This window comes from Mycobacterium sp. 1245852.3 (genome assembly GCF_001669335.1).
Lineage (GTDB): Bacteria > Actinomycetota > Actinomycetes > Mycobacteriales > Mycobacteriaceae > Mycobacterium > Mycobacterium europaeum_A.
The window spans coordinates 1-22,459 of the sequence record NZ_LZLL01000588.1 but is presented as its reverse complement, the minus strand read 5'-3'; the positions used below and the strand labels follow the sequence as shown (position 1 = coordinate 22,459).

At 68.1% G+C, this 22,459-nt stretch carries 22 protein-coding genes; 7 read left to right on the top strand and 15 right to left on the bottom strand.

Annotated features, from left to right (window positions below; all coding sequences use genetic code 11):
• The 7 genes from A9W96_RS27440 to glf all read right to left on the bottom strand — a co-directional run.
• Positions 1-846: esterase family protein (locus A9W96_RS27440; RefSeq protein WP_067144411.1), on the bottom strand; the 846-nt coding region annotated here is incomplete at its 3' end.
• A gap of 150 nt (positions 847-996) precedes the next feature.
• On the bottom strand, positions 997-2,040 hold the full coding sequence (ag85A, locus tag A9W96_RS27435; RefSeq protein WP_067144410.1) for a diacylglycerol acyltransferase/mycolyltransferase Ag85A: 1,044 nt from the start codon (positions 2,038-2,040) through the stop codon (positions 997-999).
• A gap of 342 nt (positions 2,041-2,382) precedes the next feature.
• The gene (aftB, locus tag A9W96_RS27430; RefSeq protein WP_304441744.1) at positions 2,383-4,356 is read right to left on the bottom strand and encodes a terminal beta-(1->2)-arabinofuranosyltransferase; all 1,974 of its coding nucleotides are present in this window, start codon (positions 4,354-4,356) and stop codon (positions 2,383-2,385) included.
• Positions 4,343-5,251, bottom strand: a complete 909-nt coding sequence (locus A9W96_RS27425; protein ID WP_066873110.1) for a decaprenyl-phosphate phosphoribosyltransferase — start codon at positions 5,249-5,251, stop codon at positions 4,343-4,345. The genes aftB and A9W96_RS27425 overlap by 14 nt, the downstream gene beginning before the upstream one ends.
• The gene (locus tag A9W96_RS27420) at positions 5,244-5,780 is read right to left on the bottom strand and encodes a phosphatase PAP2 family protein (protein ID WP_197499679.1); all 537 of its coding nucleotides are present in this window, start codon (positions 5,778-5,780) and stop codon (positions 5,244-5,246) included. Before A9W96_RS27420 ends, A9W96_RS27425 begins: the two co-directional genes overlap by 8 nt.
• Positions 5,773-7,659 carry a glycosyltransferase gene (locus A9W96_RS27415; RefSeq protein WP_066873112.1) on the bottom strand — a complete coding sequence of 629 codons (1,887 nt, stop codon included), beginning with the start codon at positions 7,657-7,659 and terminating at the stop codon, positions 5,773-5,775. Before A9W96_RS27415 ends, A9W96_RS27420 begins: the two co-directional genes overlap by 8 nt.
• Positions 7,659-8,867: a UDP-galactopyranose mutase gene (gene glf / locus A9W96_RS27410; RefSeq protein ID WP_066880196.1), complete on the bottom strand. Its 1,209-nt coding sequence runs from the start codon at positions 8,865-8,867 to the stop codon at positions 7,659-7,661. Before glf ends, A9W96_RS27415 begins: the two co-directional genes overlap by 1 nt.
• A 251-nt stretch (positions 8,868-9,118) precedes the next feature.
• On the opposite strand from glf, the gene A9W96_RS32955 reads away from it, so the two are divergent.
• A complete protein-coding gene (locus A9W96_RS32955) occupies positions 9,119-10,168 on the top strand; it encodes a PirG (RefSeq protein WP_231998353.1) in 1,050 nt (349 codons plus the stop codon).
• Positions 10,169-10,296: 128 nt separating this feature from the next.
• On the top strand, positions 10,297-11,937 hold the full coding sequence (locus tag A9W96_RS27400) for an LGFP repeat-containing protein (protein ID WP_197499680.1): 1,641 nt from the start codon (positions 10,297-10,299) through the stop codon (positions 11,935-11,937).
• A gap of 7 nt (positions 11,938-11,944) precedes the next feature.
• Here A9W96_RS27400 and A9W96_RS27395 read toward each other — a convergent pair whose 3' ends face one another.
• Genes A9W96_RS27395 through A9W96_RS27380 form a run of 4 tightly spaced genes read right to left on the bottom strand, consistent with a single transcriptional unit; the run spans position 11,945 to position 15,124 of the window.
• Complete coding sequence (locus A9W96_RS27395; protein ID WP_067144407.1) at positions 11,945-12,760, bottom strand: Cof-type HAD-IIB family hydrolase; 816 nt, start codon at positions 12,758-12,760, stop codon at positions 11,945-11,947.
• A gap of 34 nt (positions 12,761-12,794) precedes the next feature.
• Complete coding sequence (locus A9W96_RS27390) at positions 12,795-13,580, bottom strand: 1-acyl-sn-glycerol-3-phosphate acyltransferase (protein ID WP_066873131.1); 786 nt, start codon at positions 13,578-13,580, stop codon at positions 12,795-12,797.
• Positions 13,581-13,594: 14 nt separating this feature from the next.
• A complete protein-coding gene (locus A9W96_RS27385; RefSeq protein ID WP_067144406.1) occupies positions 13,595-14,350 on the bottom strand; it encodes a 1-acyl-sn-glycerol-3-phosphate acyltransferase in 756 nt (251 codons plus the stop codon).
• A gap of 3 nt (positions 14,351-14,353) precedes the next feature.
• Positions 14,354-15,124: a 1-acyl-sn-glycerol-3-phosphate acyltransferase gene (locus tag A9W96_RS27380; protein ID WP_066873135.1), complete on the bottom strand. Its 771-nt coding sequence runs from the start codon at positions 15,122-15,124 to the stop codon at positions 14,354-14,356.
• A 76-nt stretch (positions 15,125-15,200) separates the two neighbouring features.
• On the opposite strand from A9W96_RS27380, the gene A9W96_RS27375 reads away from it, so the two are divergent.
• The 3 genes from A9W96_RS27375 to A9W96_RS27365 all read left to right on the top strand — a co-directional run bounded on the left by A9W96_RS27375 (position 15,201) and on the right by A9W96_RS27365 (position 17,928).
• Positions 15,201-15,965: a phosphotransferase gene (locus A9W96_RS27375; protein WP_067144405.1), complete on the top strand. Its 765-nt coding sequence runs from the start codon at positions 15,201-15,203 to the stop codon at positions 15,963-15,965.
• 83 nt (positions 15,966-16,048) lie between these two features.
• Positions 16,049-17,599 (top strand): MBL fold metallo-hydrolase, encoded by a 1,551-nt coding sequence (locus A9W96_RS27370; protein ID WP_067144404.1) that lies wholly within the window; start codon positions 16,049-16,051, stop codon positions 17,597-17,599.
• Positions 17,596-17,928 (top strand): hypothetical protein, encoded by a 333-nt coding sequence (locus tag A9W96_RS27365; RefSeq protein ID WP_066873143.1) that lies wholly within the window; start codon positions 17,596-17,598, stop codon positions 17,926-17,928. Before A9W96_RS27370 ends, A9W96_RS27365 begins: the two co-directional genes overlap by 4 nt.
• On the opposite strand, the gene A9W96_RS27360 is transcribed toward A9W96_RS27365, so the two are convergent.
• Both A9W96_RS27360 and A9W96_RS27355 read right to left on the bottom strand, forming a co-directional pair.
• Positions 17,925-19,499, bottom strand: a complete 1,575-nt coding sequence (locus tag A9W96_RS27360; protein WP_067144403.1) for an NAD(P)/FAD-dependent oxidoreductase — start codon at positions 19,497-19,499, stop codon at positions 17,925-17,927. The genes A9W96_RS27365 and A9W96_RS27360 overlap by 4 nt on opposite strands.
• A gap of 48 nt (positions 19,500-19,547) precedes the next feature.
• The gene (locus A9W96_RS27355) at positions 19,548-20,171 is read right to left on the bottom strand and encodes a TetR/AcrR family transcriptional regulator (protein WP_067144402.1); all 624 of its coding nucleotides are present in this window, start codon (positions 20,169-20,171) and stop codon (positions 19,548-19,550) included.
• Positions 20,172-20,240: 69 nt separating this feature from the next.
• On the opposite strand from A9W96_RS27355, the gene A9W96_RS27350 reads away from it, so the two are divergent.
• Complete coding sequence (locus A9W96_RS27350) at positions 20,241-20,726, top strand: DUF2834 domain-containing protein (protein ID WP_067144401.1); 486 nt, start codon at positions 20,241-20,243, stop codon at positions 20,724-20,726.
• Here A9W96_RS27350 and A9W96_RS27345 read toward each other — a convergent pair.
• Positions 20,723-21,295: a class I SAM-dependent methyltransferase gene (locus A9W96_RS27345; RefSeq protein ID WP_067144400.1), complete on the bottom strand. Its 573-nt coding sequence runs from the start codon at positions 21,293-21,295 to the stop codon at positions 20,723-20,725. The genes A9W96_RS27350 and A9W96_RS27345 overlap by 4 nt on opposite strands.
• Before the next feature lie 55 nt (positions 21,296-21,350).
• On the opposite strand from A9W96_RS27345, the gene A9W96_RS27340 reads away from it, so the two are divergent.
• On the top strand, positions 21,351-22,100 hold the full coding sequence (locus A9W96_RS27340; protein WP_067144399.1) for a helix-turn-helix transcriptional regulator: 750 nt from the start codon (positions 21,351-21,353) through the stop codon (positions 22,098-22,100).
• 3 nt (positions 22,101-22,103) lie between these two features.
• Here A9W96_RS27340 and A9W96_RS27335 read toward each other — a convergent pair.
• Positions 22,104-22,459, bottom strand: a 356-nt coding sequence (locus tag A9W96_RS27335) for an aminoacyl--tRNA ligase-related protein (RefSeq protein ID WP_304441743.1), incomplete at its 5' end; no start/stop codon positions are given.

The window sequence follows — 22,459 nt, the reverse complement described above, 5'->3', positions numbered from 1 at the left end:
GTTGCCGCCGCCGCCGGGGAAGTCGAAGTGGCCGTTGTGTCCGCCGTTGCTGCGGTACTGCTGATAGAACTCCCGGGAACTGCCCATCGCCGCGCCCGCCTGGCCGATCATGGCGGCGTCGTCGCCGCCCATGTTGGTCGGGCTCCACACCCACACCCGGGTGTTGTTCTGCGCCAGCAACGAGGCGTGCACGTAGGGGTCGTGCCACTTCCAGCGGCCCAGCTGCGGGGCGCCCCACATGCCGTTGCCGTCGATGCCGCCGAACTGCTGCAGGCCGGCCAGGATGGCGCCGTTGTAGTTGGTGCTCGACGGGTAGAGGAACCCGGACAGCGATCCGGCGAAGCCGAAGCGGTCGGGGTGGAAAGCGGCCAGCGCCATCGCGCCGTACCCGCCCTGCGAGGCGCCGACGGCGGCGTGGCCGCCGGGGGCGAGGCCCTTGTTGGCGGCCAGCCAATCGGGCAGCTCGCTGGACAGGAAGGTGTCCCACTGCTTGCTGCCGTCCTGCTCCCAGTTGGTGTACATGCTCCAGGCGCCGCCCGCCGGGGCTACCACAGAGATGCCCTTGCCGCCGAGGGTGTTCATCGCATTACCGGCGGTGACCCAGTTGCTCACGTCCGGGGCCGCATTGAAGGCGTCCAGCAGGTAGACGGCATGCGGTCCGCCGGCGAGGAAGGCCACCGGGATGTCGCGGCCCATCGCCGCCGAGGGAACCATCAGGCTTTCGTAGCCCGCCGCGCGGGCTTTGCCGACGGTTGCGGCGGGCTGCAGCGCGAAGGCCAACCCGACCGCGAGTACGGCTACGCAGAACAACCGCAGCAGCGCTGACATACCCCGCCCGACCGTCATGTCCACCCTCCATCGTCTAGTCGCTGAAAGCACATTAGCCAGCGGCTTAGTTCCCCCGCCCGCGGGGTAGTGAAACACGTCACAGGCGCCAACGGCCAGCGGCGGAAACCCCGAAGGGTTCCCGCCGCTGGTCGTCTTGCTTGGCGTTGGTTAGGTGCCCTGGCCGTTTCCGGCGTTGGTCGCGGCGGCTGTGGCCGGACCCGCACCCGGGGTGGCGCCCAGCACCGACTGCAGGTCAGGCTTCATCGCCTGCAGCTGCGCGCCCCAGTAGGGCCAGTCGTGGGTGCCGTTGGCGTCGAAGTTCCACACCGCGTTGTGGCCACCGGCCCCGTTGTAGGCGTCCTGGAACTTCAGGTTGGACGTCCGCACGAAGCCCTCGAGGAACTTGGCGGGCAGGTTGTCGCCACCGAGGTCGGACGGCTTGCCGTTACCGCAGTACACCCAGATGCGGGTGTTGTTGGCGACCAGCTTGCCGACCTGCAGCGACGGGTCGTTGCGCGCCCACGCCGGGTCTTCCTTCGGACCCCACATGTCGGCGGCCTTGTAGCCACCGGCGTCACCCATGGCCAGGCCGATCAGCGACGGGCCCATGCCCTGCGACGGGTCCAGCAGCGCCGACAGCGAGCCGGCGTAAATGAACTGCTGCGGGTGGTAGGCGGCCAGGATCAGCGCGGACGAACCGGCCATCGACAGGCCGACCACGGCGCTGCCGGTGGACTTGACCTGCTTCTGGCTCTCCAGGTACGCCGGCAGCTCGCTGGTCAGGAAGGTCTCCCACTTGTAGGTGACGCAGCCGGCCTTACCGCAGGCGGGCTTGTACCAGTCGGAGTAGAAGCTGGACTGGCCACCGACGGGCATGACCGTCGAGATGCCCGACTGGTTGTACCACTCGAACGCCGGGGTGTTGATGTCCCAGCCGTTGAAGTCGTCCTGCGCACGCATACCGTCGAGCAGGTACAACGCCGGGGAGTTCGGGCCACCGCTTTGGAACTGGATCTTGATGTCGCGGCCCATCCCGGCGGACGGAACCTGCAGGTACTCCACCGGCAGACCCGGGCGCGAGAAGGCCCCGGCGGTCGCCGAGCCTCCGACGGCGCCAATCAGGCCCGAGAGCAGCGCCGCACCAGCGGCCGCCACGACGAGCCGGCGCGGCATACCCGCCACGGCGCCGCGCAATCTGTCGACAAGCGTCATCCTTGCTTCCTCATCCTTCTTGCGGCCTCTCGGCGCATTGCACCGATCGGGCGCTTCTTGCTTGATTGGATCGAACCTGCCAGCGCACAGGCGCGGCAGTGCTCGTGTAGTCAACCACACCTTGTGGCGTTCGGTCGCATCGAGGCGGCGGCGCCGACCGCCGAGCAACCCTCGTACCCAGCGGTTTTCAATTAAAACATGTGTCTAACGGGCGCGCTTTCAACATGTGCTTGATCGTCATTGCGGGCTGGTGAGAGGCCAATTGTGATGTTGCTAGCATTTTTTCGCGGCGGGCGGGATGTGATTTGTTCGGGATGTACCGAAATTTCTTCTGCGCGACGCTTACTCGCGCGGTGGAGGCGGTGCCTCCGGGGGTATCGGCAGCCCGCATCGCGCCAGTTCGTAGCGCGGCACCCGATCGATCCGATATCCGGTGAAACGGAAGGAATTCACCAGATTGGACAGGAATCGGTGCGGGGTCATCGGGGCGCGCACCGAGCTGAGCACCGCCTTCGTGTCGGGGCACTGCAGCGCCGCGACGGCCTCTGCGACCCACTGCGCATCCAGGTAGCCCGGAATCCCCGGCGGCACCTTCACCCAGGGACCGTCGGCGATCACCCAGTCGGGAAACAGGTTCTTGTCGTGCCCGATGCGGCCGTGCTTGAGCCGTTCCGTGTGCTGCGCAAGCGGATTCGCCAAACCGATCTGGTCGATGACCCGGACGTCGAGCCCGACGTTCATGCCCACCATGCCGAGGTTGGTGAAAAACACGGCGTGCTGCGGTTTTTGCGGTGACTTATCACCCGGCGCCGGCTGAGCCTGCGGCACCAGGTCCCATTGGATGTAGTTGCCCGACGGCAGCAGTAACGCGCCGTCGGGAGTGTTGTTGAGGGCGGTCAGGATGGCCGCCATCCGTGGGTAACCCAGGTAGTCCGCGGCGGTCAGCGGATGCGCGTGACCGGTGGCCTGGGCATAGAAGCGGCGCTCGTCGACGATCCCGGAATAGGTGACGTGGGTGGCGTCGTCGCCCATGCCCGGCGAATTCGCCGCCCACAACGCCCATCCGGCCAGTCCCAGCCAGAGCGCGCCCGCGGCGCCGGCGACCCAGTTACCGGTCTCCCGCGAATAGTCCTGGCCGTCGGGGATGGCGATCGGGACGACGGCGACGGGAGCCAGCAGGCAGAACAGCGGCGCCAGCAGCACCCGCGCGTGCATGAAGTCGCCGCCTTGCCGGATCCAGTACAGGGCCTGCAGCAGACCGCTGACCAGCACCCACGCCACCACCGCCGGCGGGCTGTGCACGGCGCGGGCCAGGCGGCCGTAGTCGGGCGCCAGCGCGGGGCGCAGAAACGACGGCCGGCGTCGCGCGGCGAACAGCAGCGCCCCCAGCGGCACCAGCAGGACCAGGGGGATCCACACCGCGTAGGGCGCGTCGAAGTTGAACAGGTAGATCATGCCCTGCGACCACTTGTCCCCGGCCGCGTCCTTGGCCAGCGCGGTGCCGGGCACGAGCAGGCCGTAATAGCCCATCCGGAAGATCTCGTAGGCGACCGGGACGAAGCCCCCGGCCACCACGACCAATGCGCGGCGGCGCCAGGTCCGAGCCGCGATCAGCATCATGATCAGCGCCAGGCCGCCCATGAGGGCCAGCTCCGGGCGCACCAGCACGCTGAACCCGGCGACGAAGGCCAGCGCGCCGGCGAACACCTTGTTATCCGCGCGGTTGCGCACCGGCTGGGCCCAGCAGACCATCATCCACCAGAGCAACCCGAGATACGCCAGGGCCAGGCCGCTCTCCAGCCCGGAGGTGGCGAAGTCCCGCGCGGGCGGCAGCGCGATGTAGACGAGCGCACCGGCGGGCAACATGATCGCCTTGCGGCCGCGCAGGCTCGGCGCATACAACCGCGCGGCGCCCAGCATTAGCAGCGCTATGCCCGCCACCGAAAGCACCAGCGCCAGCGCGAGCGCCACATACTCCATGCGCAACGGGCCGCCGACCCAGCTCCCCACGTACATCAGGTAGGTCCAGGCGGTGGAGGTGTTGGCCTCTACCCGCTCACCCTGGTTGAACACCGGGCCGTTGCCGGCCAGCAGGTTGCGCACGGTGCGCAACACGATGAGGCCGTCATCGGCGATCCACCGCCGCTGCCAGCTCCCCCAGCCGAACAGCACGGCGACCACCGCCACGCTGATCCACAGGCTGACCCGCACCATGGTGGTGTACGGAAACACGGGCCAGCCGGGCCGCCTGAGCACCGGCCGGCTGCGCATCATGCGCGCTTTGAGAGCCTGCAGTTCGGGGCTAACCGAAGGCAACGGCGGCTCCGACTGTCGCGATCCACGCCAGGAACAGCAGCTGCAGCACCCGGTCCCGCAGCGCGATGTCTTCGGGTTCACCGGCCAGGCCGCCGTCGACGTCGACCGCGTAGCGCAGGATCGCGATGGTGAACGGGACCAGCGACACCGCGTACCAGGACCCCGAGTGGTGGTCGCGCTCGAACGCCCACAGGCCGTAGCAGATCACCACCGCCGTCGCCGACATCGTCCAGACGAATCGCAGATAGGTGCTGGTGTAGCTCTCCAGCGACTTGCGGATCTTGGCGCCGGTGCGCTCGGCGACCTGCAGCTCGGCGTAGCGCTTGCCGGCCACCATGAACAGCGACGCGAACGCGGCCGACAGCAGGAACCATTGGGACAGTGGGATTTCCGTCGCCACGCCGCCGGCGATGGCGCGCAGCAGGTATGCCGACGACACGATGCAAATGTCAAGCACCGCTTGGTGTTTGAGGCCGAAGCAGTACGCCAGCTGCATGGCGAGGTAGATGGCCATCACCAGCGCCAGGTTCGGCGTCACCAGCCATGCGATGCCCAGCGAGGCCGCACCCAGCAGCACCGCCAGGAGGTAGGCCAGCCACTCGGGCACCACGCCCGCCGCGATCGGGCGGAATCTCTTGGTGGGGTGCTCGCGATCGGCCTCGACGTCGCGGACGTCGTTGACCAGATACACCGACGACGCCCCCAGGCTGAACACCACGAACGCCAGCCCCACCTGGGTGAGCATCTGCCCGTAGTCGTACCGTATGCCGCTGCCCAGCCCGGCCACCGGTGCGGCCAGCACCAAGACGTTCTTCACCCACTGGCGGGGCCGGATCGCCTTGATCACCCCGGTGATCAGGTTGCCCGGCGGCCGGGTCACGACGTCCTCACTCATCCAGCCACACCTCTCGTGCACGGCGCGCGAGCGCCGCAACGACGGCGCCCAGGGCGATGCCGAAGGCGACGTCGCTGGGGTAGTGCACGCCCAGCAGCATCCGCGACAAGGCCATCGGGGGCACCAGGACCGCGGGCAGCGGCAGGCCGGTGGTCCGGCCCATCAGGATGGCCGCGGCGGTGGTCGAAGTGGCATGTGCGGACGGGAAACTCAGCTGGCTGGGCGTGCCGACGTTCACCGCGATGGCGGGATCATGCGGCCGCTTGCGGCGCACGATCCGCTTGACGACGACGGCGGCGGCGTGCGCGGCGAACGCGCCGGCCCCGGCCACCAGCCAGTCGCGGCGCCGCTTCGGTGACAGCAGCGCGCCGAGCGCGGCGACGACCACCCAGCCGAGACTGTGCTCGCCGAAGTGGGACAGCGCTCGGGCGGTGGGGAGCGCCCCGGGACGATCGCTCAGCGCCGCCTGGACGGCGACCAACGCGGCCACCTCGCCGCGGGGCGCCTGTGCAGCGGCGGCCTCATGCATGTTCTGCAGCTGGCAGCAACGCCGTCTCCCACTTCTGCTTGCTGGACAACACCGGCAGGGCGTCGCGGTACACCCGGCGCATCTCGTCGAAGCGGCTGAGCAACTGACGCTGACGACGCAGCGATGCGAACAAGAGCGAGAACATCTTTCGCCGGTCCCGCTGCCGGTAGACCACGCCACAGCCGTCCGCCGTAGTGACCGTCACGCCGTCGACCGTGCACAGCCGGAACCAGCGCGCATCCTGGGTGGGCACGTTGAACTCAGGCCGGATGTGGGATTCGGTGTCGGCCTTGGTCATGTTGTGCAGGATGCCGCGGGCCAGCCGGTAGCTGATCGAGACCGGGTTCACCGGCGGCTTCATCGCCTTGGTCTTGTGCGACGGCGCCGGCAATTCGCTGGCCGCCGGCAGCACGACGGCGTCCGGGTATTCCTTGCGCAGCCGATGCACTTCCGGCAGACCCGATTCCAGGATCGAGAAGATGTGCTCCGGGCCGGCGAGGAAGTCGTCGATGGCCCTGTTCTGAATGGCGACCGTCGAATACTCAAGGCAGGCAAGGTGTTTCAAGGTCGCCTTGAGGTGGCTGCGGACCAGGCCGGTGATGTCACCCTCCCAGTGCAGCGCCGCCACCACCAACCGGTTGCGCAGGTGGAAGTAGGCCTGCCAGTCGATGGCGTCGTCCTTGTCGCTCCAGGCCATGTGCCAGATCGCGGCGCCGGGCAGCGTGACCGTCGGGTAGCCGTGCTCGCCGGCGCGCAGACCGTATTCAGCGTCGTCCCACTTGATGAACAGCGGCAGCGGCTGGCCCAGCTCCTCGGCGACCTGCCGCGGGATCATGCACGTCCACCAGCCGTTGAAGTCGACGTCGATGCGCCGGTGCAGCAGCGCGCTGCGATCGTTCTTGTCGTTCAACGGGAACTTGGCGAAGTCGTGGTCGTACTCGGCGTGCGGCGCGGCGGTCCACATGAAGTTCGCCTGGTTGACGACCTCGCCCATGATGTGCAGGTGTGACGGCTCCTGCAGGTTGAGCATCTGCCCGCCGATCAGCGTGGGCGTCTTGGCGAACCGGTTGAGCGCCAGCACCCGCAGGATCGTGTCCGGCTCGATGCGGATGTCGTCGTCCATGAACAGGATCTGTTGGCAGTCGGTGTTTTTCAGCGCCTCGTACATCACCCGGCTGTAGCCGCCGGAACCGCCGAGGTTGGGCTGGTCGTGAATAGACAGCCGGCTGCCCAGGCCCGCGGCCGCTGCGGCGAAGTCCGGGTGGTCGCGCACCTTGCGGGTGCCCTGGTCGGGGACGATGACCGCACCGATCACCTTGTCTACCAAGGGATCCGCGGTAAGGTCGGCCAGCGCGTTGACGCAGTCGGCGGGGCGGTTGAAGGTGGGGATGCCGACGGCGATGTTGGCCGTGCCCGGCGCGGGCTCGGTCGCGTACCAGCCGCCGCTGATGAGGTTGACCGCGGTGTCGGTGGTGATGTCGAACCAGATCCAGCCGCCGTCCTCGAACGGCCGCAGCGGCACCTCGATCTCGACGACGGCCGGCTGCTCGTCGGTGCCGACGAATTGGCGGCCCTGCACCGAGATTCGCACCCCGGTGGCCTTCGTGCGGTAGACGTCGACGCGCCCGGTTCCGGTCAGCTCGACCCGCAGCACCACGGACTGACAGATCGACCAGCGCCGCCAGTAGCTGGCCGGGAACGCGTTGAAGTAGGTGGCGAACGACACCTCGGACTCTTTGCCGATCTCCAACGACGTACGGCTGGTCGCGTGCGCGCGCCGGGCGTTCGTCGTCGACTCCTCCAGGTAGAGCTTGCGCACGTCGAGCGGCTCGCCGGGACGCGGCAGGATGATCCGGGACAGCAGGCTCACGGCGGACATTAGCGCGCGCCTTCCTCTTTGTTCTGGGCTTCCGTCAGGGATGCGCCGTCACGCAGGTGCGGCGCGAGAACGTTGTCGTACATGTTCAAGGCGCTGGCGATGGCCATGTGCATATCCAGGTATTGGTAGGTGCCCAGCCGGCCGCCGAACAGCACTTTGGACGACGCGGTCTCGGCCTTCGCCCTGGCCCGGTAGGCGGCCAACAGGGCGCGGTCGGACTCGGTGTTGATCGGATAGTAGGGCTCGTCGTCGTCCTCGGCGAAGCGCGAGTACTCCCGCATGATCACGGTCTTGTCGGTCGGATAGTCGCGCTCGGTGTGGAAGTGACGGAACTCGTGGATGCGGGTGTAGGGCACGTCGGGGTCGTTGTAGTTCATCACCGGTGTGCCCTGGAAGTCCCCGATGGGCAGCACTTCCAGCTCGAAATCCAGCGTGCGCCAGCCCAGCCGGCCCTCGGCGTAGTCGAAGTAGCGGTCCAGCGGCCCGGTGTAGACGACCGGCGCGTCGGGGCTGTCCGCGCGCAGTTGGTCGCGCACGTCGAACCAGTCCGTGTCCAGCCTGACCTCGATGCGGTCGTCGGCGGCCATGTTGCGCAGCCAGGCCGTGTAACCGTCGACGGGCAGCCCCTCGTAGGTGTCGGAAAAGTAGCGGTTGTCGAAGGTGTAGCGCACCGGCAGCCGGGTGATGTTGGCGGCCGGCAGCTCCTTGGGGTCGGTCTGCCACTGCTTGGCGGTGTAACCCTTGACGAAGGCCTCGTAGAGCGGGCGGCCGATCAGCGAGATCGCCTTCTCCTCGAGGTTCTGCGCGTCGGCCGTGTCGATCTCGGCGGCCTGCTCGGCGATGAGCCGGCGCGCCTCGTCGGGGGTGAAGTACTTGCCGAAGAACTGCGACACCAGGCCGAGCCCCATCGGGAACTGGTAGGCCTGCCCGTTGTGCATCGCGAAGACGCGGTGGCGGTAGTCGGTGAACTCGGTGAACTGCCGCACGTAGTCCCACACCCTCTTGTTGGAGGTGTGGAACAGGTGGGCGCCGTACTTGTGCACCTCTATGCCGGTGGTCGGCTCGGCTTCTGAGTAGGCGTTGCCGCCGATGTGCGGGCGGCGGTCCACGACAAGTACGCGCTTCCCGAGCTGGGTAGCCACGCGCTCGGCAATGGTCAGTCCGAAGAATCCAGAGCCGACGACGAAAAGATCGAAACGAGCGGTCATCGGTTGCTTAGGGTATCCGACCGCGTGGCCCTAACCCATTTGGCGAGGCCATGCGGCGGGCTCGGCTTGTGACGACGCCGTTGTGGCGCCGCGGATCCGCGATCACAGTCGGGGTCGCAATTGCCTCACGATTCAATATCACCACTCTAGTAACACGATCACCACTCGTACCATCGACTTTGTGTGATTCCCACCAGCTAGGACCGGCGGGACGCGCCGACACAACACATAGTCAGATAGAGGAGACTTCCGTGCCGAACCGACGCCGACGCAAGCTCTCAACAGCCATGAGCGCGGTTGCCGCCCTGGCAGTGGCGAGTCCTTGCGCATACTTCCTTGTCTACGAGTCGACCGCCGGCAACAAGGCGCCCGAGCACCACGAGTTCAAGCAGGCCGCGGTGATGAGCGACCTGCCCGGTGAGCTGATGGGCGCCCTGTCGCAGGGGCTGTCGCAATTCGGGATCAACATGCCCCCGATACCCGCGTTGAACGGGGGCGCGACCGCCACGCCGGGTCTCGCCAGCCCCGGCCTGGGCACTCCGGGCCTCGGGACCCCCGGACTGGGGACGACGGGCCTGACCAATCCGGGCGCGACCAGTCCCGGCCTGGCCAGCCCCGGCTTGACCAGTCCCGGTCTGGCCAGCCCCGGCTTGACAAGCCCGGGACTGACAAGCCCCGGTGCGGCGCCATTGACGCCCGGACTCACCGCTCCCGGCGCGTTGCCCACCACCCCCGGTGGCGGTGTCGCGACTCCGGGTGCCGGGCTCAACCCGGCGCTGTCCAATCCCGGACTGACCAGCCCGGCCGGAGTTTCGCCGGGCCTGGGCGGGCCGGCGGTGTCGCCGAGCGAGGTGCCGATCGACTCCGGGGCCGGGTTGGACCCGGGCGCCGGTGGTACCTACCCGATCCTGGGCGACCCGTCGACCTTCGGTAACGCGTCGCCGATCGGCGGCGGCACCGGCCTGGGCGGCGGATCGGGCACCGGCGGTGCCAGTGGCGGTCTGGTCAACGACGTGATGCAAGCCGCCAACCAGCTGGGTGCCGGCCAGGCGATCGACCTGCTCAAGGGCTTGGTGATGCCGGCCATCACGCAGGGTATGCACGGTGGCGCGGGTGCGCTGCCGGGTGCCGCGGGCGCTCTGCCGGGTGCCGCGGGTGCCCTCCCGGGTGCCGCGGGTGCCCTCCCGGGTGCCGCGGGTGCCCTACCGGGTGCGGCCGCGGGCGCTCTTCCCGCCGCCGCGGGCGCGGCCGGCGCGTTGCCGGCGGCCGCCGGTGCGGTACCGGCGCTGCCCCCGGTCTAGTCCTTTACAAACCCTCCACAAGACGGCACCGCAGAAATATCTGCGGTGCCGTCGATTTTTGGTCGACATTCGCCGCCGCTCAGTTCGTGTCGTCTCACAGATAACATTAGGAACACACGTAACATCGGCTGGTGTCTCGCAGTCGTGCGCCGACGATGCTGCTCACCGCCATGGCGGCGACCGTCGTCCTGGTCTCGTGGGTGGCCGACACGACACGCGATCGCGGCGCCGCCAGCCCGGGGCCGTCCCACGGCACCCAACTGGCCGAACAGCCGCTGGTCGGGCTGGGGGCCGGCGTCACGGTCCGCGAAATCAGTCAGGGCACCCCCTTCTCGCTGGTTGCCCTCACCGGCGACCTGGCCGGCACGTCGACGCGCGTGCGGGCCAAGCACCGCGACGGCTCGTGGGGCCCCTGGTATCAGACCGAGTACGAAACCGCAGCACCCGACGGGGCGACAACGGCGGGGTCCCTCGAGGGGCCCCGCGGCACCGATCCGGTGTTCGTCGGCACCACCACGACGGTTCAGATCGCGGTCACCCGGCCGCTGGACGCCGCGGTGACCCAACCGCCCCCGGCGCCGCCGACGGAGAAACCCGATCTGGGCTATAAGCCGGCATCCCGCGAACAGCCCTTGGGGCAGAACATCTCGGCCGTCCTCATCTCCCCACCGCAGGCGCCGGCCGACACGCATTGGACACCACCGGCCGGAGTCTTGATGCCCGGCCAGGCCCCGCCCATCATCAGCCGCGCGCAATGGGGCGCCGACGAATCGTTGCGATGCGGTTCCCCGCAGTACGACAACGGGATTCGCGCGGCGGTGGTCCACCACACCGCCGGCAGCAACGACTATTCGCCGCTTGAATCGGCCGGCATCGTTAAGGCGATTTACACCTACCACAGCAAGACGCTGGGCTGGTGCGACATCGCGTACAACGCGCTGGTGGACAAGTACGGCCAAGTGTTCGAGGGCAGCGCCGGCGGGATGACCAAGGCTGTCGAGGCCTTCCACACCGGCGGATTCAACCGCAACACCTGGGGTGTGGCGATGATCGGCAACTTCGACGACGTGCCCCCCACCCCGATCCAGCTGCGGACCATGGGCCGGTTGCTGGGCTGGCGACTGGGCCTGGACAACGTTGACCCGAAGGGCACGGTGCAACTGGAATCGGCCGGCAGCCACTACACCACCTTCCCGGCCGGCGCCATCGCGACGCTGCCGACGATCTTCACCCACCGCGACGTCGGGAACACCGATTGCCCGGGCAACGCGGCCTACGCGTTGATGGACGAAATGCGTGATATCGCATCGCATGTCAACGATCCGCCCGAAGAGTTGCTCAAGGCGCTGCAGGGCGGTGCGATCTATGACCACTGGCAGGCGATCGGCGGGATGAGCAGCGTACTGGGCTCGCCGACCTCACCGGAAGACAGCGCGGAGGGCGACGCCCGCTTCGTCACCTTCGCCCGGGGCGCGATGTACTGGTCGCCCGAGACCGGCGCCCAGCCGGTCACCGGCGCCATCTACGACGCCTGGGGCTCGCAGAGCTATGAACGCGGCCCGCTCGGATTGCCGACCAGCGCGGAAATCCAAGAGCCGCTACAGATTACGCAGAATTTCCAGCATGGCACGCTGAACTACGAGCGGCTGACCGGAAACGTCTCCGAGGTGGTCGACGGGATCACCATTCCACTGACCACCGAATCCCCGAGCGGCCCAACGGTTCCGGCCGAGCACTTCTCGCTGCCGTCGCACCCGACGCCCACGTGATGCAGCCCTAAAGCCACCAGCGCTCCAGCACGCGGCCCACGCCGTCGTCGTTGTTCGGGGCGGTCACCTCGTCGGCGGCGGCCTGCACGTCGGGATGGGCATTGCCCATCGCAACGCCATGTCCGGCCCACCGCAGCATCGGCAGATCGTTGGGCATATCGCCGAACGCCACCACCTCCTCGGGGGTGATCTGCAACGGCCGCGCGATCTCGTCGATGCCGGTGGCCTTGCTGGTGCCCAGCGGCACGATCTCGACCAGTCCGTTGTTGGTGGAGTAGGTGATGTCGCCCGCGATGCCGACGTGCTTGGCCAATTCGGCCGCCATGTCGGCGCTGCGGGCTCCGGACCGGCGGATGAGCAGCTTGATCGCTGGGGCGCTGAGCAGATCCTGGATCGACACCTCGGTGTTGTCCGGGTTCAGCCAGGCATGCTCGTAGCCCGGCGAGCTGACGAACTGCGGCGTCGCCGTGTCGTGCGCGCTTTCGCCGATCCGCTCGACGGCCAAACCGGCGCCCGGGATGACGCGGGTGGCCAGCTGCGCCAGCTCGGCCAGGGTGTCGACGCTCAGCGTGCGGGTGGACACCACCCGGTCGGTCGCGGCGTCGTAGATGACGGCGCCGTTGGCGCACACCGAGATCGGCGCGAAACCCAGCGCGTCGACGACCGGACGTATCCAGCGCGGCGGGCGGCCGGTGGCCACCACGAACTGCGCACCGGCGCCCACCGCGGCGCGGATGGCGTCGCGGGTGCGCGGGGAGATCTTCTCGTCGTCGTCGAACAGGGTGCCGTCGACGTCGCAGGCGATGAGCGCCGGCAGGGTCATCGAGACCGTCCCCCTCGCCGGCTGGCCGGACCGCTCAATGCAGCCCGCTCTGGTTCTGCCCGGGCCGGGTCACGCCGTCGGTGCCGTACTTGCGCATTCGCTCCTGCAGCTCCGACAACCGCAGGGCCCGGGAATCCTCTTGGGTGGGCGCGCTGCCGCCCAGCCGCCGCGGCACCCAGAATTCGTCCTTCGGGTGCGGATATTCCTCCTGCACCCGGTACAGCAGGTCGTTCATCGCCGAACGCAACAGCAGGTTGAGTTCCTCGGGTGTGCCGCGCGGCGGCAACGGCTGCCCGGCCGCCACCGTGATCGGGACCTTGTTGCGGAACACCTTCTTGGGATGGTCCTTGGGCCAGATCCGGTGCGCGCCCCACACGACGATCGGAACGATCGGCACGTGGGCGTCCAGCGCCATGCGCGCCGCCCCCGTCTTGAACTCGCGCAGTTCGAAGCTGCGACTGATGGTGGCCTCGGGATGCATCCCGATCAGCTCGCCCTCGCGCATGCGCTGCACGGCCACCTCGAAGGCGTCGTGCCCGGACCTGCGGTCCACCGGGATCAGCCGGGCGTGATTGATGACGTAGTTGACCGCCTTCACGTCGGCCATCTCCGCCTTGATCATGAAGTAGGCGCGCCGGTGACGCTCGCGCACGGCCATCAACGTCGGAAGCCAGTCCAGATAGCTGGTGTGGTTCTGGGCCAGCAGGGCGCCGCCGCGCGCGGGAATGTTCTCCAGGCCGTGATAGGTGAACTTGGTCCCCTGCATCGCGACCATCGGCGGAACGATCCATTCCGCCAGCCGGTAGAACCCCTCGGGCATGTTCTCTCCTTCGCCTACTGCGACGGGCGCTCGGCCCTTTTAGCCGCGCGGGCCGCCGCCTCGGTTGCCTCGATGCGAGCGGCCTCGGCCGGGGTCGGCGCTGCGCCGCCCAGCCGGCGCGGCAGCCAAATCGCTCCGGGCTCGCCCGGATAGTGCTCTTGCGCGCGGTGCAGCAAGGTGGTCATCGAGTCGCGCAGGGCGGCGTCGGTCTGCGCAATGTCTTCGCGCGCCGTCAATGGCGCGCCTACCTGCACAGTAATGGGTATTTTGGCGCGGCCCACATTTCGCGGGTGATCCTTGGTCCAGATGCGCTGCGCCCCCCAGACGATCACCGGCACGATTGGGACGTCGGCTTCGATGGCCATCCGCGCGGCGCCGGTCTTGAACTCCTTGAGCTCGAAGCTGCGGCTGATCGTGGCCTCCGGATACACCCCCACCAATTCACCCTCGCGCAGCCGCTGCACCGCCACCGCGTAGGCGCCCGCCCCGGCGCCGCGATCCACCGGGATGGTGCGGGTGTGCTTGATCAGGAAGTTGACCGGCTTGACCTGCTGCATCTCGGCCTTGATCATGAACCGCAGCCGACGCCCCCGGCGGTGGACGGCCAGCGCGGCCGGCAGAAAGTCGACATAGCTGGTGTGGTTGATCGCCACCACGGCGCCGCCCCGCTCGGGGATCTGCTCCTCACCGCGGAAGGTGATCTTGGTGCCGGTGGCCTTGACCACCAGATGAGCCAGCAGCTCCAAGGCGCGGAAGGTCGGCTCCACCATCGATCACGACTCCGGCGCCCCTGCGGACCGGGCCCGCCGGGCCGCCCGGGCGGCCGCCTCCTCGGCCTCCAACTGGGCCGCCTCCGCCAACGATGGCGCGCCCCCGCCCAGCCGGTGGGGCACCCAGAACTCGCCGGCGGGGTGCGGCCCGTACATTTCCTGCGCGCGCTCCAGCAGATGCTGCATGCGCGAGTGCAGCAGCCCCTTGAGCTCCTCGACGGCCAGCGTCGGCTCGATCGGTTCGCCGACCAGCACGATGATCGGAACCTTGGGCCGCCAGAGCTTTTTCGGGTGGTCCTTGGTCCAGATCCGCTGGGCGCCCCAGACGATGTGCGGAACGATCGGCACCCCGGCCTCGACCGCCATCCGCGCGGCGCCGGATTTGAATTCCTTGATCTCGAAGCTGCGGCTGATCGTGGCCTCGGGATAGACGCCGACCAGCTCGCCGTCCTTGAGGTTGCGGACGGCGTCCTCGAAGGAGGCGGCGCCGTCCTGGCGATTCACCGAGATGTGCCGCAGGCTGCGCATGATCGGCCCAGTGACCTTGTGGTCGAACACCTCCTGCTTGGCCATGAACCGCACCTTGCGGCCCAGACCCTGCTTGTAGGCCGGCAACCCCGCGAAGGTGAAGTCCAGGTAGCCGGTGTGGTTGATCGCGATGACCGCTCCGCCGCTGGTCGGCAGGTTCTCCACGCCGGCGATCGTGATCTTCAGGCCCTGGACGCGCCAGACCAGGCGGGCGAGTTGAATGACAGTCCCGTAAACCGGTTCCACAGCAGTTCAGCCTAATGCTCCCCGCCACCCGCCGTCCCCAGAGCCGAGAATCCAAAGCGCCGCAAGGAGGCCGTCGTTGTCCGCCCCATCATCCCCACCGCCTGTGCCTGCGATCGTCGACCGGTTCGCCGCCGGCCGGCCGGTGCGGGCGGTCTGGGTCAATGAGCTCGGCGGAGTGACCTTTCGGGTAGGTGCTGACGCGACTGCTGGGCACGCCACCGGCGGGGTTGAATTCATCAAGGTGGCGGAGCCGGGCACCACCGACCTGGCCGGTGAGGCGCAGCGTCTGCGGTGGGCACGTCACTACCTGAGGACGGTGCCGGAAGTGCTCGGCCACGGGATGGCCGGGGACCATTCGTGGCTGCACACTCGCGGGCTGCCCGGCCTGCCGGCCGTGCATCCACGGTGGCTGGCGGCACCGGACGTCGCGGTGTGCGCAATCGGTGCGGGTCTGCGCGAATTGCATGACCGGCTTCCGGCTCAGGCGTGCCCCTTCGACTGGTCGGTGAGTGCGCGGCTGGCCGCATTACCGCCGGCAGCCCGGTCGCCGCTTGGTGAGCCACCGCCGGTCGACCGGCTGGTGGTCTGCCACGGCGATGCCTGCGCGCCGAACACGTTGATCGATGGCCAGGGCCGCTACAGCGGACATGTTGACCTCGGCGACCTCGGTGTGGGCGATCGGTGGGCCGACCTCGCGGTGGCAACGCTGTCGCTGGGCTGGAACTACCCCGGTCGGGGATGGGAGGGGGAATTCTTCGCCGCATACGGTGTCGAGCCCGACCCAGTGCGCATCGACTACTACCGGCGGTTGTGGAACGCCGAAGATGCCGGCTCGCGCTAAGCTCGGGGGCTGAAAAGCCGTCATCCCCGGCCGAGGCCGCAGAAGCCTTTCGAAGGCCTTCTACCGGCCCCAGGAAGGTATCAGTGCAGGTCACCAGCGTCGGCCACGCCGGATTTCTGATCCAGACCCAAGCGGGCAGCATCCTGTGCGACCCCTGGGTCAATCCGGCCTACTTCGCGTCCTGGTTCCCGTTCCCGGACAACAGCACGCTGGACTGGGACGCGTTGGGTGCCTGCGACTACTTGTATGTGTCGCACCTGCACAGGGACCATTTCGACGCGAAGAATCTGGCCGAGCACGTCAACAAGGACGCCGTGGTGTTGCTGCCGGACTTTCCGGTGCCCGACCTGCGAAACGCATTGCAAAAGCTGGGGTTTCACCGATTCTTCGAGACCAGCGATTCGGTCAAGCACCGGATCGCCGGCCCGAAGGGCGAGCTTGACGTCATGATCATCGCGCTGCGGGCGCCCGCCGACGGTCCGATCGGCGATTCAGCGCTGTTGGTTTCCGACGGCGCGACAACGGTTTTCAACATGAACGACGCCCGGCCGGTGGATCTGGACGCGCTGGCCACCGAATTCGGGCACATCGACGTTCACCTGCTGCAGTACTCCGGGGCCATCTGGTACCCGATGGTCTACGACATGCCGGCCCGCGCCAAGGAGTCGTTCGGCATCCAGAAGCGGCAACGCCAGATGGACCGCGCCCGCCAATACCTCACCCAGGTCGGGGCGACCTGGGTGGTCCCGTCCGCGGGGCCGCCCTGCTTCCTCGATCCGGAACTGCGCCACCTCAACGACGACCATGCGGATCCGGCCAACATCTTCCCCGACCAGGTGGTGTTCCTGGATCAGATGCGCAAACACGGCCACGCCGGCGGCCTGCTGATGATTCCCGGGTCGACCGCCGATTTCACCGGCTCGCAGCTCAATTCGCTGACCCACCCGCTGCCCGCCGACCAGGTCGAGGCCATCTTCACCACGGGCAAGGCCGACTACATCGCCGACTACGCCGAGCGGATGGCGCCCGTCGTCGCCGCCGAGCGGGCGAGTTGGGCACCGGCCACCGGGGAGCCGCTGCTGGAACCGTTGCGCGCCCTGTTCGAGCCGATCATGTCGCAAAGTGACGAGATCTGCGACGGAATCGGTTATCCCGTCGAACTGGTGCTGGGGCCGGAAACCGTGGTCCTTGACTTCCCGAAACGCGCTGTGCGGGAACGCATTCCGGATGAGAAGGTCCGCTACGGCTTCGAGATAGCGCCGGAGCTGGTTCGCACCGTGCTGCGCGATCGCGAGCCGGACTGGGTCAACACCATCTTCTTGTCGACCCGGTTTCGGGCCTGGCGTGTCGGCGGCTACAACGAGTACCTGTACACCTTCTTCAAGTGCCTGACCGACGAACGGATCGCTTACGCCGACGGCTGGTTCGCCGAGACGCACGACGACTCGGCGTCGGTCACGCTGGACGGCTGGGAGATTCAGCGTCGCTGCCCGCACCTCAAGGCCGACCTGTCGAAATTCGGCGTCGTCGAGGGAAACACGTTGACCTGCAACCTGCATGGCTGGCAGTGGCGACTGGACGACGGTCGCTGCCTGACCGCCAAGGGCCACCAGCTGCGGAGTTCGCGGGCGTGAGCGCATCTTACGACGACGGCCTGATCCAGCTGGATCGTGCGGCGATCACGTTGCGCCGCTATCACTTTCCTTCCGGCACGGCGAAGGTGATCGCGCTCGACGCGATCCGCGGGTACAAGGCCGAGCAGCTGGGCCTTTTCACCCAGCGGTTCCGGATCTGGGGCAGCTCGGACTTCCGCCGGTGGTTGCCGCTGGACATCGGCCGCCCGCTCAAGTCGACGCTGATCACGCTGGACGTGCCGGGCACGCGGCCCAGCCCGGCGTTCACGCCGGCGCGTCCCGAAGAATTCACCGCCCTGCTGGACGACCTGCTCGGCCGGCGCGGTTAGGACGCCCCCGCGCCCCCGCGGTCGGCGAGCGCCTGGCGCGCCGCGTTGTAACCGGGGATGAAGGTGATGCCGGGGCCCCCGTGACAGCCCGCGCTGCCCAGATACAGGCCCTCGATCGGGATCGGCTGGCCGAGGAAGCCCCGCGGGCCGGGCCGGTTGGGCCCGATCTGGTTGGCGTTCAACAGGCCGTGGCAATAATCCCCGCCGGGCGCGCCGAACATGACGCCCATGTGCCTGGGCGTGAAGGTGGTGTGCCGGATGATGCTGCGTTCGAAATTCGGGGCGAGCCGGGTGACCTTGTCGATCACCCGCTGGCCCATCTCGACCTTGGCCTGCCCGTAGTCGACGTCGCCCTCGATCGGGAAGAACAGCGCGAACGCCGACGCGGCGTGCTTGCCGTCGGGTGCGAGGCCCGGGTCGTTCTGCGACGGGATCTGCAGCACGACGGTCGGATCGGCCGGGACGATGCCGCGCCGCGCGTCCTCCCATTGCTGCTGGACTTCCTCCGGCGTGCAGAACAGGCCGATCGAGGCCTGCATGGCCGGTGAGTTGAGGGCCTCATACGGCGCGGCGAAGACGGGCGCCTCCTCGAGCGCGAAATGCATCTGCAGGTAGCTGCCGCGGTGGTCGATGCGGGCATAGCGTTCCCGGATATCGGCGGGCAGCGCGCCCTGTTCGATCATCTCGTTGAGCGTGACGTCCGGCGCGATCCCCGAGACGACGATCGGGGCGTGCAACGTCTCGCCCGCCTCGGTGCGCACGCCGGTCACCCGCCCGTCGGCGACGAGGATCTCGGTCACCTTGGTGCGCAACCGAAGTTCACCGCCATGACTTTCCAGGACGTCGCACAGGTGCGAGGTGAGCGCGCCGATGCCGCCGCGCAGCTTCTTCATCTGCATGGTGTCGCCGTCGGGTACGCCGAGCCCGAAGGCGAGCGCGGCCGCGCTGCCCGGCGTGGCCGGGCCCCGGTAGAGCGTATTGACGGCCAGCACGGTCATCGAGCCGCGGATCGCACCGAACTTCTCCCGGTCGGGCAGATAGCGGTCCAACACGTCGGTGACCGAGCCGAACAGCATGTCGTCGATCGCCGAGCGCTCGAATTCGTTTGTGGCGCAGGCATACATCTCATCGATGCTCTTGGGTAATGTGCCGGCTTCGAACCGGCCGAGCGCGCGGGTCGGGCCCTGGCTCCACGCCATCAGCCCCGCCATCCCGTTGACGGCGTCGGCGCCGTGCACCTCGTTGAGATGGGTGAACAGCTTGACGGGGTCGCTGTACTGGATCAGCGGATCGTCGCCGACGCCGCGCACCGCCACCGACATCACGTCCAGGTCGATGGTCGGCAGGGTGTCCAGGCCCAGCTCGTCGACCACCACCTGCGACGTCGGGAACTGCACCGAGCCGGCGATCTCGAACTGGTATCCGTCGAAAAGCTCGACGGTGGAAGCCATGCCACCCGCGTAGAGCTTGGGATCCAGGCACACCGTGCGCAGCCCGGCCTTGGCCAACAGCACTGCCGCGGTGAGCCCGTTGTGCCCGGCACCGATAACTATCGCGTCGTATTCAGTCATGTCCTGCCCTCCGAAAGGGAGGCTCGCACGACCGCAAAGTTTTGTCAATTATGACGAAACTGCGGTGATCCATGTGCCGGAGATCCCGCCCCGCAGCGACTCGAGCGCCACCTGGGTGATCCGGGCCAGTTCGCCGAGCGACCGGTCGTCGCCGACCATCCAGGCCTCCATGGCGCCGAACACCGCGGCCGCGATGCACCGCGCGGTCACGGTGACCCGCAGCCGCACATCCGGCGTTCGATCGGCCGCGCCACTGCGCCGGCGCAGCTGCTCCTCGATGGCGTCGGCCAGGTCGGCCTGGACGTCGCGGATGTGGCGGACGATGCGGCCCTGGTCCAGATCACCGCCCCGCAGCGCGGCGATTTTCGTCACGGCCTCAACGTCATAGGGGAAGGCGAAGACCGCCGCCTGCACCGAGTCGATGACCGGCTCGTCGACCGGCCTGGCCTCCAGCGCCGCGCGAAACCAGTGCAGCCCGGTGTAGTCCGCGAACAGCAGGTCGTGCTTGGAGCTGAAGTGGCGATAGAACGTCCGCAGCGACACCCCGGCGTCCGCGGCGATCTGCTCGGCCGACGTGTCCTCCACGCCCTGGGCCAGGAACCGCACCACGGCGGCCTGGCGCAGCGCTTCGCGCGTGCGCTCGCTGCGCGCCGTCTGAGCGGGCCGGACCATGGCAGTAAGGTATCAAGAAACTTTTTGACAATATTGACAAAACTTCCGGACCCGGGCGAGACTGCGCCCATGGTCTCGCTACTCACTCACGCGGTACTCGGACTGACGGTCATCAGCTGGATCGTCCTGGCCAACAGAGGGGTCTTCGCCCGGCCGGCCAGCGGCCCGCTGTTCTCACCGATGGAAGTCGTATACTACGTCGTCGGCATCGCGTCGGTCGCCCTCGGCTGGTACTTCAACATCACCTACGTGCAGCAGTACGCGCACGGACCCACCAATCCGCTGTGGGGCGAACACGGCAGCTGGCTCGAATACATCAGGCTGATGTTCACCAACCCGGCCGCCAGCTCGGCCAGCCAGGACTACACGATCGCCAATGTCGTTCTGCTGCCGATCTTTACGATCGTGGACGGCTACCGCAGGGGCCTGCGCCACCCGTGGCTGTACTTCGTGTCCAGCCTGTTCACCAGCTTCGCGTTCGCGTTCGCGTTCTACTTCGCCACGATGGAGCGCCAGCGCCGCCACGAACGCGACCGTGCGACGGTAGCCGCTTAGCCGACCGGTTTGGTGGCCCGCCATTTCTGCCGGCCGCCCTTGACCTCGGTGTGGATGTCGGTGAATCCCGCCGACGCAAGCCGCGCCGGCAGGTCGGCCGGCGGAATCGGGTTGTAGGTGTCGGCGACGTGCAGCAGCCGAAATGCCAGGGACGGGACGCCGTCGCTGCCGGCGAAGACCCCGCCCGGTTGCAGCACCCGGAACGCCTCGGCGAACAGGCGGTCCTGCAGTTCGGCGCGAGGCACGTGGTGCAGCATGGTGAAGCACACCACCGAGGTGAAATGGTCTGTCGGCAAACCGGTTTCGCTGCCGTCGCCGTGGATGATGCGCGCGCGATCACCGTAGCGGCGCTGCAGACGATCGGCCATCGCGCCGTCGACCTCGACCGCGGTGAGCGCGGCCGCCCGATCGATCAGCGCACGCAGCGTCGCCCCGTAGCCGGGGCCGATTTCCAAAGTCCGCGCGCCCAATTCGACGTCCCGCAGGGCCCACGGCAACAGCTGATCGGCCACCGCCTGCTCCCAGCCCGCGGAGCTACAGCGCCGTCGGTGCAAAAGATTCATCGCCATACCGAGAACGCTAGGCGCCCACACGGGGTGCGGGCTTCCGATATCCTGCCGTGATATGTCGGAATTCAGCCATCACGGGCTGGCGACTTCGTCGCAGACCTTGCCGCCGGGATCCCACATCGAGCGGCACCGGCATCCTTTGCACCAGATCGTCTACCCGTCCTCGGGTGCCGTCTCGGTGACCACCCCGACCGGAATGTGGATCACGCCGGCGAACCGCGCGATCTGGATACCGGCGGGGTGCTGGCACGAACACAAGTTCCACGGCACCACGCAGTTTCACGGCGTCGCGCTGGACCCCGACCGCTACCGCCGCGGCCCCGCGGCCCCCGCCGTGCTGGCGGTCAATCCCTTGATGCGCGAACTGATCATCGCGTGTTCGCAAACCGATGGCACCGACACCGACGAGCACCACCGGATGCTGGCCGTGCTGCACGACCAGTTACAGGCCACCAGCATCGGGGAGGCGCTGTGGATTCCCACACCGGTCGACGGCCGGCTGCGGCAAGCGTGCGCGCTGATCGCCGACAACCTGCGGGAGTCGTTGTCGCTGCGGCAGATCGGTGACCGGCTCGGGGTCGGCCAGCGCACGCTGAGCCGCCTGTTCAGCGACGAACTGGCGATGACGTTCCCGCAGTGGCGCACCCAGGTGCGGCTGCAGCACGCCCTGGTGTTGCTCGCCGAGCGGCGCGACGTCACGTCGGTGGCGGCCGAATGCGGTTGGGCCACACCGAGTGCGTTCATCGACACCTACCGGCGAGCCTTCGGGCATACGCCGGGCCAGGTGGCCGCCAGGGCGCGCTAGTTATTAGTGGCGATTCGGCTCGAGCACCTCGGTGCCGACGAACGGCACCAGGGCCTCGGGCACCCGCACGCTGCCGTCGGGCTGTTGGTGGTTTTCCAGGATCGCCACCAGCCACCGCGTGGTGCCCAGCGTGCCGTTGAGCGTGGCGGCGGTCTGCGGTTTGCCCGCCTCGTCGCGATAGCGGGTGGCCAGCCGGCGCGCCTGGAACGTGGTGCAGTTCGAGGTGGACGTCAGCTCGCGGTAGGCGCCCTGCGTGGGAACCCAAGCCTCACAATCGAATTTGCGCGCGGCCGACGACCCGAAGGACCACCTGGAGCTCGGTGAGTCACTCGGGCTGATCGACATGCAGCGCGGGGCCA

Coding starts and splice junctions, on each gene's coding strand:
- ag85A (WP_067144410.1), bottom strand. CDS start 2,040: ATGACGCTTGTCGACAGATTGCGCGGCGCCGTGGCGGGTATGCCGCGC.
- A9W96_RS27425 (WP_066873110.1), bottom strand. CDS start 5,251: ATGAGTGAGGACGTCGTGACCCGGCCGCCGGGCAACCTGATCACCGGG.
- A9W96_RS27420 (WP_197499679.1), bottom strand. CDS start 5,780: ATGCATGAGGCCGCCGCTGCACAGGCGCCCCGCGGCGAGGTGGCCGCG.
- A9W96_RS27415 (WP_066873112.1), bottom strand. CDS start 7,659: ATGTCCGCCGTGAGCCTGCTGTCCCGGATCATCCTGCCGCGTCCCGGC.
- glf (WP_066880196.1), bottom strand. CDS start 8,867: ATGACCGCTCGTTTCGATCTTTTCGTCGTCGGCTCTGGATTCTTCGGA.
- A9W96_RS27395 (WP_067144407.1), bottom strand. CDS start 12,760: ATGACCCTGCCGGCGCTCATCGCCTGCGACGTCGACGGCACCCTGTTC.
- A9W96_RS27390 (WP_066873131.1), bottom strand. CDS start 13,580: ATGCCCGAGGGGTTCTACCGGCTGGCGGAATGGATCGTTCCGCCGATG.
- A9W96_RS27385 (WP_067144406.1), bottom strand. CDS start 14,350: ATGGTGGAGCCGACCTTCCGCGCCTTGGAGCTGCTGGCTCATCTGGTG.
- A9W96_RS27360 (WP_067144403.1), bottom strand. CDS start 19,499: ATGACTGAATACGACGCGATAGTTATCGGTGCCGGGCACAACGGGCTC.
- A9W96_RS27355 (WP_067144402.1), bottom strand. CDS start 20,171: ATGGTCCGGCCCGCTCAGACGGCGCGCAGCGAGCGCACGCGCGAAGCG.
- A9W96_RS27350 (WP_067144401.1), top strand. CDS start 20,241: ATGGTCTCGCTACTCACTCACGCGGTACTCGGACTGACGGTCATCAGC.
- A9W96_RS27345 (WP_067144400.1), bottom strand. CDS start 21,295: ATGGCGATGAATCTTTTGCACCGACGGCGCTGTAGCTCCGCGGGCTGG.
- A9W96_RS27340 (WP_067144399.1), top strand. CDS start 21,351: ATGTCGGAATTCAGCCATCACGGGCTGGCGACTTCGTCGCAGACCTTG.